We start from the raw sequence: 11,192 nt of genomic DNA, 5'->3' as shown, positions 1-11,192 counted from the left end.
CTCTTTTGCCCAGCTTTAAGCCACTGATCTGAGGAGAGATTGGCTCTTTTGCCCAGCTTTAAGCCACTGATCTGAGGAGAAATTGGCTCTTTAGCCCAGCTTCAAGCCGCTGAGCTGAAGGGGGATTGGCTCCATAGCCTAGCTTCAAGCCACTGAGCTGAGGGGAGATTGACACTATTGCCCAGTTTCAAGCCACGAAGTTGAAGGGAATTTGGCTCTATTGCCCAGCTTCAAGCCACTGAGCTGAGGGGAGATTGGCTCTATTGCCCAGTTTCAAGCCACTGAGCTGAGGGGGATTGGCTCTTTAGACCAGTTTCAAGCCACTGAGTTGAGGGGGAGATTGGCTCTATAGCCTAGTTCCAAGCCACTGAGTTGAAGTGCTCAGATACTGCTAATGAAGTGCCAAAGGTAATCCCTCCTACTACCGTGTCCTAACGCAAGCCAAAGTGTATTGGAAAACATACAGCAGAATGTTGCATCCCCCCCTGAATCCACCACTCCATTGGAAAACATCCAGTCAAATCCCACTTAATTCTGCTCCATAGCTGCTTCAACACAGATTCTACTGGATCAAATCCAATCAAATGTCTCTTGAGGCCCTCTAACGCGCCTTTCCACTGTACGATATCCAATGAGTTGACCCCTTCACCTCAAATTGTGCAACATAAAAAAGCTCTCTCCTAGCAAATAAGGGAGAGAGCTCGATAAACCCGCATTACATTCAATTCGCATCAAGTTATATTATGGGCGTTTTCGCTTTGGCCGCAATGTCCTTCCGATATTGCACCCCGTCGAAATGGAGCATATCGACTGCCTTGTACGCCTGCGCCGCCGCAGCCGCCACATCTTCACCCCGGCCGACCACGCCAAGCACGCGTCCGCCGTTCGTCCTCCACACCCCATCCGCATCGCGGGAAGTTCCGGCATGGAAGAGCAGTGCCTGCTCTGCCGCTATATCCAAGCCTGTGATGACGTCGCCTTTGCGGTATGCGCCAGGGTAACCTTCGGATGCCACGATAACGCATACCGCTGCATCCTCGTGCCATTCCAGCTCCACCTCATGCAGCTTTCCTTCTGCCACCGCCCACAAGACGTCGAACAGATCGCTCTTCAAGCGCGGCAGCACAACCTGCGTCTCCGGATCCCCGAAGCGCGCGTTAAATTCAACGACCTTCGGCGTCCCTTCCGGCGTAATCATCAGCCCGGCAAAGAGCAAGCCTTTAAACGGCCTTCCTTCACAAACCATCGCCCGGGCTGCCGGCTGAACAATAGTGTCGACAGCGTTCGCGAACACCGCTTCCGAGAATTGCGGCAAAGGGCTGTACGTCCCCATGCCACCCGTATTCGGACCTTCGTCACCGTCGAATATCGGCTTATGATCCTGCGCAGGCACGCAAACACGCACCGTCTCGCCATCCACAAACGCGAGAATGGACATCTCTTGGCCCTGCATAAATTCTTCAATAACCACCTGCTGGCCGGAAGCGCCGAACTTGCGTTCGACCATCACTTCCTCCAGCACCTGCTCAGCTTCCGCCAAGCTGTGCGCAATCGTCACGCCTTTGCCTGCCGCCAAGCCATCCGCCTTGATGACGATAGGCATCGATTGCTCCCGCACATAACGCTTCGCCGTATCCGCGTCATCAAAGACCGCATAAGCCGCAGTCGGAATATCGTATTTGCGCAGCAAGTGCTTCATGAACACTTTGCTGCCTTCAATCTCGGCCGCCTTGCGGTCGGGCCCGAAGACGCGCAAGCCGTGCGCCTGCAGCGCATCAACAATGCCGTCTGCGAGCGGATCGTCCGGACCGACCACGACCAGGTCCACCTTCTGCTCCGCAGCATAGGCAGCAATGCCTTCGAAATCGTTGACGGATAACGCAATGCACTCCGCAAGCTGCGCAATACCGGCATTGCCCGGCGCACACAGCACCTCATCCACCTTCGGACTCTGCTTAAGCGCCCAGACCAGCGCGTGTTCGCGGCCGCCGCTGCCAATGACCAATACCTTCATCTGCACATCCCCCGTTCCTAATGCTTGAAATGACGGACACCGGTAAGGACCATTGCCAGTCCATGCTCATTCGCCACTTGAATGGACTCGTCGTCACGGATGGAGCCGCCGGGCTGAATGACAGCCGTAATGCCAGCTTCCGCCGCTAAGGCGAGCGTATCTCCCATCGGGAAGAACGCATCCGATGCAAGCACCGCGCCGCGCGCCTTCTCTCCAGCCTGCTCGATCGCGATACGGGCTGCCCCGACGCGGTTCATCTGACCTGCGCCTACGCCGACAGTCATGCCATCCTTCACGAGCACGATGGCATTCGATTTCACGTGCTTGACCACATTCCAGCCGAACAGCAGCTGCTCCAGCTCGGCTTCCGATGGCTTGCGCTCAGTCACAGCCTGCAGCTTGGTAGCGTCAAGCGTATGCAGGTCATTCTCCTGCACCAGCAAGCCGCCGTTCACCGAGGTGAGCTGGCGGGACGCGCCACGCTCTGCCGGAGTCGGAACGACGCCGGTGCGCAGCAGACGCAAATTTTTCTTCTGCTGCAATATATTCAGCGCCTCTTGCGTGAAATCCGGCGCGATGACGATTTCGAGGAAGATTTCGTGCAGCAAGCGTGCCGTGTCCCCATCGATTGTCCGGTTCGCAGCGACGATACCACCGAAGATGGACGTTGGATCAGATTCGTACGCCTTTTGATACGCTTCAAACACGGTAGCACCGATACCGACCCCGCAAGGATTCATATGCTTTACGGCAACAACCGCTGGCATCTTGAATTCGCTCACGATGGAGAGAGCGGCGTTTGCGTCGTTAATATTGTTGTAGGACAGCTCCTTGCCGTGCAGTTGCTCCGCCGTCGTAATGCTGCCCGGCGCTGCCAACGGTTGGCGATAGAACGCCGCTTCCTGGTGCGGGTTCTCCCCGTAACGAAGCGACTGCACCTTCTCGTACGTAACCGTGTAGCGCTCTGGCCACGTCTCGCCGACCTGTCCGCTTAAATAGTCCGCGATCAACGCATCGTACGCCGCCGTATGGCGGAATACCTTCGCTGCCAAGCGTTTGCGCGTCTCAAGCGTCGTATCTCCGCCGTTACGGATTTCTTCCAACACCGCCTCATAATCCGCCGCATCGACCACTACAGTAACGTCACCGTGGTTTTTGGCCGCTGAGCGCAGCATTGTTGGCCCGCCGATATCTATATTTTCAATTGCATCTTCATAGGACACATCTGGCTTCGCTATCGTTTGCTGGAACGGATATAGATTAACAATGACCATATCAATCGTGGATAAGCCGAGCTCTTCCAACTGCTTGCGATGCTCCTCATTGCTTCGTACCGCAAGCAGACCGCTGTGTACGGCTGGATGGAGCGTCTTTACCCGTCCGTCCAATATTTCGGGAAATCCAGTCACATCCGAAATACCCGTTACCGGCACGCCCGCTTGCTCCAGCAGCGACTTCGTTCCTCCGGTTGAAATAAGCTGCACGCCCGCTTCTGCCAGCGCACGCGCAAATTCAACGACACCCGTCTTGTCGGATACACTAATAAGCGCTCTTTGAATCGTCATGTTGTCCTCTCCCTTGCTAAAAATATATGGCTGCCACTTCCGAGCCCGGCGGATGTATAGCTCGCTTCCATCCCCGCTCCGTTGTGCTAACATTTGGAATTATGATTGTATACCATTTTAATGTGATAAAGTCCATTCGTCCAGACAGCCTCAACCTGCTCATCCAGCAATGCTGTTGGAACCTGCTGCCCGTATGCTCACCTGCAAAACGCTTTCTCTCTTGTCCGGATTCCTACATCCGAACAACTAGCTCTTTCCTCTCATCAGACGGCGTACCACCTGCGGATACAACTCGTGCTCCACCGCCTGAATACGCGCAGTCAATGCCGCTTCCGTATCACCCGGTTCAATCATGACGGCTTGCTGCGCCACAATCGGACCCGTATCCATCCCTTCATCTACGAGATGCACCGTCACTCCCGTCACCTTCACGCCGTAATCCAGCGCTTGGCGTACCGCGTGCAGGCCCGGAAAGGCCGGGAGCAGCGATGGATGAATGTTGACCATGCGCCCTTCATATGCATGAAGGAGCACTGGCGTAATGAGCCGCATATAGCCAGCAAGCACAATCCAATCGATGTCGTATTCCTCCAGCACATGCAGCACATCGTGTTCATACTGCTCGCGTGACAAATATTGCTTTGGCTCGAATACCACATAGGGCACGTCCGCCGCCTGCGCCCGCTCAAGGACATAAGCGCGAGGCTTGTCGCAAATAAGGAGCGCCACATCCGCATCCAACTGCTGCGCATAAGCCGCATCTGCAAGCGCTTGGAAGTTCGAGCCTGAACCAGAGGCGAACACCGCGATACGCGGCATCCGCTCCCCGTCACGCAATTCTAACGACGGCACGCTGAAGTCTGCCGTTTCTTTGTGAACAGAAGTCGTATCCATCGGACGCATTATATCCCGACCTCCGGTATCCGTACTTCCCGTGCGCCTTCCGTCACAGTCCCGATGCGGTACACCGCTTCACCCTGCTCTGACAAGCATGCCGCTGCGGCATCCGCATCCTGTGCCGACACGACGACGATCATGCCGATTCCCATGTTGAACGTTGTGAACAGCTCCTCCGCTTTCAAGGCGCCAACCCGCTCCATCAAGCGGAACACCGGATGCACCGGCCATGAGCCGTAATCAATATGAACCGCTGTCCCTTCCGGCAGTACACGCGGAATATTTTCGAGGAAGCCGCCGCCCGTAATGTGCGCCGCTCCTTTAATTTGCACCTGCTTCATCAGCTCAAGCAGCGGTTTAACATAGATGCGTGTCGGTGTAAGCAGCACTTCACCGAGCGTCGCCTCCGTCTCTAGCTCCGGCACCTGCGCATTCAAGCTGTAGCCCGCTTGCTCCAGCAGCAGCTTGCGCACGAGCGAGAAGCCGTTGCTGTGCACGCCGCTCGATGGCAGACCGAGAATGACATCGCCCGGCTTGATGCTTGCTCCGTTAACAATGCGGCTCTTATCGACAACCCCCACGCTGAAGCCTGCGATGTCGTACTCTTCCGTCTCGTACATGCCCGGCATTTCAGCCGTCTCGCCCCCGATGAGCGAACAGCCCGCCTGCGCGCAGCCTTCCGCAATCCCGCTCACGATGCTCTCGATGCGCTCCGGCTTCACTTTGCCACAGGCCAAGTAATCCAAGAAGAACAGTGGCTCCGCCCCCTGCACGACGATGTCGTTCACGCACATAGCCACCGCGTCGATGCCAATCGTGTCATGCTTATCCATGGCAAAGGCAAGCATCAGCTTCGTTCCAACGCCATCGGTTCCCGATACGAGCACAGGCTCCTCGTATTTTTTGCTGTTCAGTTGGAATAGAGCGCCGAAGCCGCCGAGATCCGTCATCACCTCAGGGCGGAACGTGCGGCGCACATGCTTCTTCATACGTTCGACGGCTTCATTGCCTGCCGCGATGTCGACACCCGCTTGTTTATAAGCTTCAGACATGGGTTTCTCTCCCTCACTCAAGTTTTAGAGGTTATCACATATTTTTCATTTGAACAAAATTCAAATACCGATGGGCAACAACTTTGCATCCTCATGTACGGTTCATTTTTTCAGCAGCCGCAGCCCGATGTCTTCGCCGCGGCAGCCAGCTCCGTCGGATAATCGTGATCGAAGCAGGCCATGCACAGACCGCCCTTCTTTTCCTTTGCGAACGCGCCTCCGATCGCCTCCACCGTGCCCTCGTGAGACAAGAACGCAAGCGAATCCGCGCCGATCAAGCCGCAAATCTCTTCTACGGAATGGCTCGAAGCGATTAAGTCATTGCTGTCCGGCGTATCGATGCCGTAGAAGCACGGATGCTTGAACGGTGGCGACGCGATGCGCAGATGCACCTCCAGCGCGCCCGCATCGCGCAGCATCTTGACGATGCGGCGTGACGTCGTGCCGCGCACGATCGAGTCGTCAATGAGGACGACACGCTTGCCTTCCACTACACTGCGCACCGCGCTTAGCTTCATCTTGACGCCCTGCTCGCGCAGCTCCTGGCTGGGCTGAATGAATGTACGGCCCGAATATTTGCTCTTAATCATGCCCATCTCATAGGGAATGCCTGTCGCCTCCGCGTAGCCGATAGCGGCGGAAATGCTGGAATCCGGCACGCCGGATACGATGTCCGCCTCGACAAACGACTCTTGCGCCAGCTGCTTCCCCATCCGCTTGCGGGCGGTATGAAGATTGATGTCATGCATTTGACTGTCTGGACGTGCAAAATATATAAATTCCATCGCGCACAAAGCGCGGCGCTCCACGGGCGCGAATCGTTCCGAGCGGTAGCCCATCTCGTCTAACACGAGCAGCTCGCCCGGCTCGATCGCACGGATGAATTCCGCGCCCACCGCGTCCAAAGCGCACGATTCAGACGAAAACACATACGCATCACCGATGCGTCCCATCGCCAGCGGACGCAAACCATGCGGATCTGATGCAACAAGCAGCCTGTCATTCGTCATAATGAGAAACGCGAAGCCGCCGGCGAGCTGGCGAAGAGCTTCCTTCGCCGCCGTCACCAGGTCGGCCTCCGAACGGGCGATCAAATGGGCAATGACCTCAGTATCGCTCGTCGTCTGGAAGATGGAGCCCTTCTGCTCCAGCTCCCGCCGAATAGCCGGCGCATTGACGATGTTCCCGTTCGTCGCTACGGACAAGTCGCCGTCACGCGTCTTGAACACGAGCGGCTGCGCATTCGTCAAGCGGCTGTCGCCAGACGTGGAATAGCGCACGTGACCGATGGCGCGGTCGCCAAGCAAGCTTTCTAGGCGGTCCTTGTCGAACACTTCCTTTACGAGGCCCATGCCGCGGTGATAGCTGAACGCGCGGCCGTCTGACGTGCAGATGCCTGAGCTTTCCTCGCCGCGGTGCTGCAGCGTATGAAGGCCGTAGTACGTGAGCGAGGCGGCATCGGCGTAGCCAAATACGCCGAATACGCCGCACTCCTCGCGCAGACGGTCGAACGGACCGTCTTTGCCTATGCCTTCGTTGAAGTAACTGCCTCTCTCGTCCATGCCCGCCAAGTCGTACACCCGGGCCGCCTCTTCACGTTCCTTCGCATGCTGCTTTATTGCATCAGACATGGAATCGCATCCTTCCACACCCGCTCCGCTTCGTATCGTGTCACGCCGATGGCATCCTTGCCGTTCACCCGCAGCTGAATCCGGTCTCCGCCAACGACGCCTAAGCGCTGAACAGGCACTTCATATTGGGAACACCACTCAACGACCGCTTCCTCATGCTCCGGAGCAACCGACAGCACGATACGGGATTGAGATTCACTAAACAACGCCACATCCGGTCTCATACCTTCCACTTGCCAATCTGCCGTCACACCAATGCCTCCGCTGATGGCGCACTCCGTGAGCGCAACCGCGATCCCGCCTTCCGCCGCATCATGAGCGGATTGCACCTTACCCGCTTGAATCGCGCCAAGCACGGCGCACTGCAGACGCTGTTCCACATCCAAATCCACCACCGGCGGACGCCCTTCCGTCACGCCATGGATAACAGTCTGGAACTCACTGCCTCCAAGCTCTGCTTTCGTTGTGCCGAGCAGGAGCACAATATCGCCTGCCTGCTTGAAGCCTTGCTGCGTAATATGATCCACATCATGCACGAGACCGACCATGCCAACTACTGGAGTCGGATAGATGGCCCCTTTTGCATTTTCATTGTATAAGCTGACGTTCCCTCCGATTACCGGAGTTGACAGGTGACGGCACGCTTCCGCCATCCCATCGACGGCCTGCTCCATTTGCCAGAAGTTCTCTGGCTTCTCTGGATTGCCGAAGTTCAAGTTGTCCGTAATCGCTAACGGTTCCGCACCAGAGCATACGATGTTGCGCGCCGCTTCCGCCACCGCAATGCGTCCGCCCATATACGGGTCAAGATACGCATAGCGTCCGTTGCAATCCGTCGTCATCGCAAGCGCCTTGCGCGTGCCGCGCACCATGACAACTGCAGCATCCGAGCCAGGCGCTACCGCCGTGCTGGCGCGCACCATACTATCGTACTGGCGGTATACCCACTCTTTGCTCGCCACCGTCGGGGAACCAAGCACTTTGAACAAAGCATCGTTAACATCCGTCACTTCTGGATAATTCGTTGTATCCACCTGTTCGTTCGCTGTATAGTAAGCCGGAACCTGAGACGGCTTCTCATAGACCGGACATTCGTCCACCAGACCGCGCACCGGCATATCCGCTACCACCTCACCGCCATAGGTCAGGCGGAGTCGGCCATCATCCGTCACGCGGCCGACCTGGCGGCAGATGACGCCCCAGCGGTTGAATATTTCCATCGCTATAGGCTCGTTATGCTCTTCGATGACGAACAGCATGCGCTCTTGCGATTCAGACAGCATCATCTCGTAAGGTGTCATGCCGCGTTCGCGCTGCGGCACCTCGTCCAGATGCAGCTCCAGACCGTTGCCCGCCTTGCTTGCCATCTCGGCGCTGGAACAGGTCAAGCCCGCTGCACCCATATCTTGAATGCCGATAACGATACCCGATTGAATGAGCTCCAAGCACGATTCCATCACTAATTTTTCCATGAACGGATCGCCGACCTGAACCGCCGGACGCTTCGCCTCCGACTCTTCCGTCAGTTCCTCCGAAGCAAATGTCGCCCCGTGGATGCCATCGCGCCCTGTCGGAGGTCCGACATAATAGACCGGGTTGCCGATGCCGCTCGCCACACCGCTCTGAATATCCTGATGATCAATTAAGCCTACGCACATCGCGTTCACAAGTGGATTTCCTTCGTAGCTCGCGTCGAACATCACTTCGCCGCCGACCGTTGGAATGCCGATACAGTTGCCGTAGCCTGCAATCCCAGATACGACATGCTCGAACAAATAGCGCACGCGCTCATCCGTCAATTGGCCGAAGCGGAGCGAGTTCAGCAGCGCTATCGGACGCGCGCCCATCGAGAAGATGTCGCGGATGATGCCGCCAACCCCTGTCGCTGCGCCTTGATAAGGCTCGATAGCGGAAGGGTGGTTATGGCTCTCGATTTTGAAGCACACCGCTTGACCGTCGCCAATGTCGACGATGCCGGCGCCTTCACCCGGACCGACTAGCACGCGCTCGCCTGTCGTCGGGAACCGCTTCAGCAAGGGCTTGGAATTTTTGTAGGCGCAGTGCTCCGACCACATGACGCTGAATACGCCGATTTCCGTGTAGTTCGGCTGACGGCCGAGCAGCTCGCAAATGTGCGCATATTCCGAATCCGTCACGCCCATCGACGCATAAATCCGCTCCTCCGCAATTTGCTGTGCCGACGGCTCCTTCAGCATGTTTGCTTTCCCTTGCTCCAACACGGCATCCGTCTCGTTCTTAGTTAACGTTCGTTGCATGACGTTCCCTCCAAACCTTCATAATTGACTGAAACATGCGCACGCCGTCCTTCGATCCGAGCAGGTCGCTGACCGCACGCTCCGGATGCGGCATCATGCCGAGCACATTGCCTTGTTCGTTAATAATGCCTGCTATATGTTCCAAAGACCCATTCGGGTTCTCTTCATACGTAAATACAATTTGGTTGTTGCGCTTCAACTGCTCTAACGTCTGCTCATCACAGTAATAGTTGCCTTCGCCGTGAGCGATTGGGATATCGATGACCTCATCCTGCCCGTATTCGCTCGTAAACGCCGTGTTAGATTGAACGACACGTAATTTCGAGTGATGGCAGCGGAATTTCAACCCCGTGTTGCGGCGCAGTGCGCCCGGGAGCAAACCCGCTTCAGTCAAAATTTGAAATCCGTTGCAAATGCCGAGCACATAGGCGCCCTTGTCCGCCGCCTTCGCCACCGCGTTCATCACCGGAGCGAACCTGGCAATCGCGCCGCTGCGCAAATAGTCGCCGTACGAGAATCCACCCGGAACCATAATCAAATCGTAGCCAGTCAAATCTTCAGTTGTATGCCAGACACGCTCCACCGTCGCTTCCGCCAACGTCTCTTCTGCCGCATGCACACAATCCCAATCACAGTTGGAACCCGGAAAAACGAGTACAGCTACCTTCATGCCCTTAGTCCTCCAACTCGTAACGATAGTCTTCAACGACCGGATTGGCGAGCAGCTGCTTGCACATTTTCTCCACATCCGCTTCCGCTTGGGCGCGGTCTTCCGTGTCAATCGTCAGTTCCAAGTATTTGCCGATGCGCACTTCTTCGACATCGCCGTAACCCATCGTGTGCAGCGCCTGTTGAACGGCCGTGCCTTGCGGATCAAGTACATTTGCTTTCGTCGTGACATAAACCTTTACTTTGAACATTGGATAGGTCCTCCCCAGTGTGAGTATGAATTGGGTGCCGAACGAAACGAATTATCGTTGGCCGGAATGCTGAACATGTGAGGCAAGGATGAAGAAGATTCTGGATGAATGACATAAAAAGGCCCGCTGATAGCTGCAGAAGCTCTATCTCGGACCCATTCGAACAGAGGAAAGAAAACGAAAGCAAGCCCACCCTAAGAGGGCACACGGCTACTTGACGCTTTCTCTCGTAGTCCAAAAATTTAAGGTCTTTGGGTAGAGACTTCGGGCCATATCCCCGGAATTATACGAGAGCTATCATCATACGTTATATATTGAATTCGAGTTTAGTTTAACAAGGTTACAACCCCCTGTCAACCGCAAAACACGAACATTAAAACAATATTAAAATGTATAGTTCGTTTTTTAACCTAGACGTCCTGTTTATGTTCCCGAGCGAAGTCGAATTGTCATTGTCGATTCCACATCCCGCTCCATTTCCGATTCCATCCAGCTATGCCTCTCGTCCCAAGTGCCTTGCGACACTCTACCCTTGAGTCAGAAAAAATAGTCGTTGCGATTCCAACACCATTTTCACTGTTCAGCTCATAGATTTCCGGTTCGTTTTCTGTTTCATGAGAGGGTGCTACTAATGAACCTATTGAGGCAAAATGAATCATCTGGAACTAGCTACGAAAAATGATACTCGTACTCAGACACTTTAATTACAAAGCCAAGAGACATCGTTTACTAAATTTACTGAGCAAATGGGAGAGTGGAGCTAAGGGCGCTTCTTTGCAACGTGTCCTTCGCTGAGCGCAGGGGAGAGTGGGCCAAAGGGCGCTTCTTTGCAACGTG

General features: G+C 55.6%; 8 protein-coding genes and 1 riboswitch. All 8 genes read right to left on the bottom strand.

From position 1 onward, the window contains the following. Window positions 1–736: 736 nt before the first annotated feature. The gene (gene purD / locus A372_RS0101050; RefSeq protein ID WP_019418997.1) at window positions 737–2,014 is read right to left on the bottom strand and encodes a phosphoribosylamine--glycine ligase; all 1,278 of its coding nucleotides are present in this window, start codon (window positions 2,012–2,014) and stop codon (window positions 737–739) included. A 17-nt stretch (window positions 2,015–2,031) separates the two neighbouring features. Then, the gene (gene purH, locus A372_RS0101045; RefSeq protein WP_019418996.1) at window positions 2,032–3,579 is read right to left on the bottom strand and encodes a bifunctional phosphoribosylaminoimidazolecarboxamide formyltransferase/IMP cyclohydrolase; all 1,548 of its coding nucleotides are present in this window, start codon (window positions 3,577–3,579) and stop codon (window positions 2,032–2,034) included. A 246-nt stretch (window positions 3,580–3,825) separates the two neighbouring features. After that, window positions 3,826–4,398 (bottom strand): phosphoribosylglycinamide formyltransferase, encoded by a 573-nt coding sequence (gene purN, locus A372_RS0101040; RefSeq protein ID WP_026010822.1) that lies wholly within the window; start codon window positions 4,396–4,398, stop codon window positions 3,826–3,828. Window positions 4,399–4,481: 83 nt separating this feature from the next. Beyond that, the gene (gene purM, locus A372_RS0101035) at window positions 4,482–5,528 is read right to left on the bottom strand and encodes a phosphoribosylformylglycinamidine cyclo-ligase (protein WP_019418994.1); all 1,047 of its coding nucleotides are present in this window, start codon (window positions 5,526–5,528) and stop codon (window positions 4,482–4,484) included. A gap of 110 nt (window positions 5,529–5,638) precedes the next feature. Continuing rightward, window positions 5,639–7,090: an amidophosphoribosyltransferase gene (purF, locus tag A372_RS32840; RefSeq protein ID WP_036702877.1), complete on the bottom strand. Its 1,452-nt coding sequence runs from the start codon at window positions 7,088–7,090 to the stop codon at window positions 5,639–5,641. Window positions 7,091–7,143: 53 nt separating this feature from the next. Then, on the bottom strand, window positions 7,144–9,375 hold the full coding sequence (purL, locus tag A372_RS0101025; protein WP_036702874.1) for a phosphoribosylformylglycinamidine synthase subunit PurL: 2,232 nt from the start codon (window positions 9,373–9,375) through the stop codon (window positions 7,144–7,146). 40 nt (window positions 9,376–9,415) lie between these two features. After that, window positions 9,416–10,105 carry a phosphoribosylformylglycinamidine synthase subunit PurQ gene (purQ, locus tag A372_RS0101020; RefSeq protein WP_019418991.1) on the bottom strand — a complete coding sequence of 230 codons (690 nt, stop codon included), beginning with the start codon at window positions 10,103–10,105 and terminating at the stop codon, window positions 9,416–9,418. A 4-nt stretch (window positions 10,106–10,109) separates the two neighbouring features. Further along, a complete protein-coding gene (gene purS / locus A372_RS0101015; protein ID WP_019418990.1) occupies window positions 10,110–10,355 on the bottom strand; it encodes a phosphoribosylformylglycinamidine synthase subunit PurS in 246 nt (81 codons plus the stop codon). A 210-nt stretch (window positions 10,356–10,565) separates the two neighbouring features. Continuing rightward, a riboswitch (purine riboswitch) is annotated at window positions 10,566–10,666 on the bottom strand. Between the last annotated feature and the right edge of the window lie 526 nt (window positions 10,667–11,192).

The sequence above is a fragment of the Paenibacillus sp. OSY-SE genome, assembly GCF_000283315.1.
GTDB classification, from domain to species: domain Bacteria; phylum Bacillota; class Bacilli; order Paenibacillales; family Paenibacillaceae; genus Paenibacillus_B; species Paenibacillus_B profundus.
The sequence above is the reverse complement of the archived record's forward strand: the minus strand, read 5'-3'. Positions and strand labels throughout refer to the sequence as shown.

What these genes read in the sequence shown, in the direction of transcription:
- purS (WP_019418990.1), bottom strand. Translation starts at nt 10,355, where the DNA reads ATGTTCAAAGTAAAGGTTTATGTCACGACGAAAGCAAATGTACTTGAT.
- purM (WP_019418994.1), bottom strand. Translation starts at nt 5,528, where the DNA reads ATGTCTGAAGCTTATAAACAAGCGGGTGTCGACATCGCGGCAGGCAAT.
- purD (WP_019418997.1), bottom strand. Translation starts at nt 2,014, where the DNA reads ATGAAGGTATTGGTCATTGGCAGCGGCGGCCGCGAACACGCGCTGGTC.
- purF (WP_036702877.1), bottom strand. Translation starts at nt 7,090, where the DNA reads ATGGACGAGAGAGGCAGTTACTTCAACGAAGGCATAGGCAAAGACGGT.
- purL (WP_036702874.1), bottom strand. Translation starts at nt 9,375, where the DNA reads ATGCTGAAGGAGCCGTCGGCACAGCAAATTGCGGAGGAGCGGATTTAT.
- purN (WP_026010822.1), bottom strand. Translation starts at nt 4,398, where the DNA reads ATGCCGCGTATCGCGGTGTTCGCCTCTGGTTCAGGCTCGAACTTCCAA.
- purH (WP_019418996.1), bottom strand. Translation starts at nt 3,579, where the DNA reads ATGACGATTCAAAGAGCGCTTATTAGTGTATCCGACAAGACGGGTGTC.
- purQ (WP_019418991.1), bottom strand. Translation starts at nt 10,105, where the DNA reads ATGAAGGTAGCTGTACTCGTTTTTCCGGGTTCCAACTGTGATTGGGAT.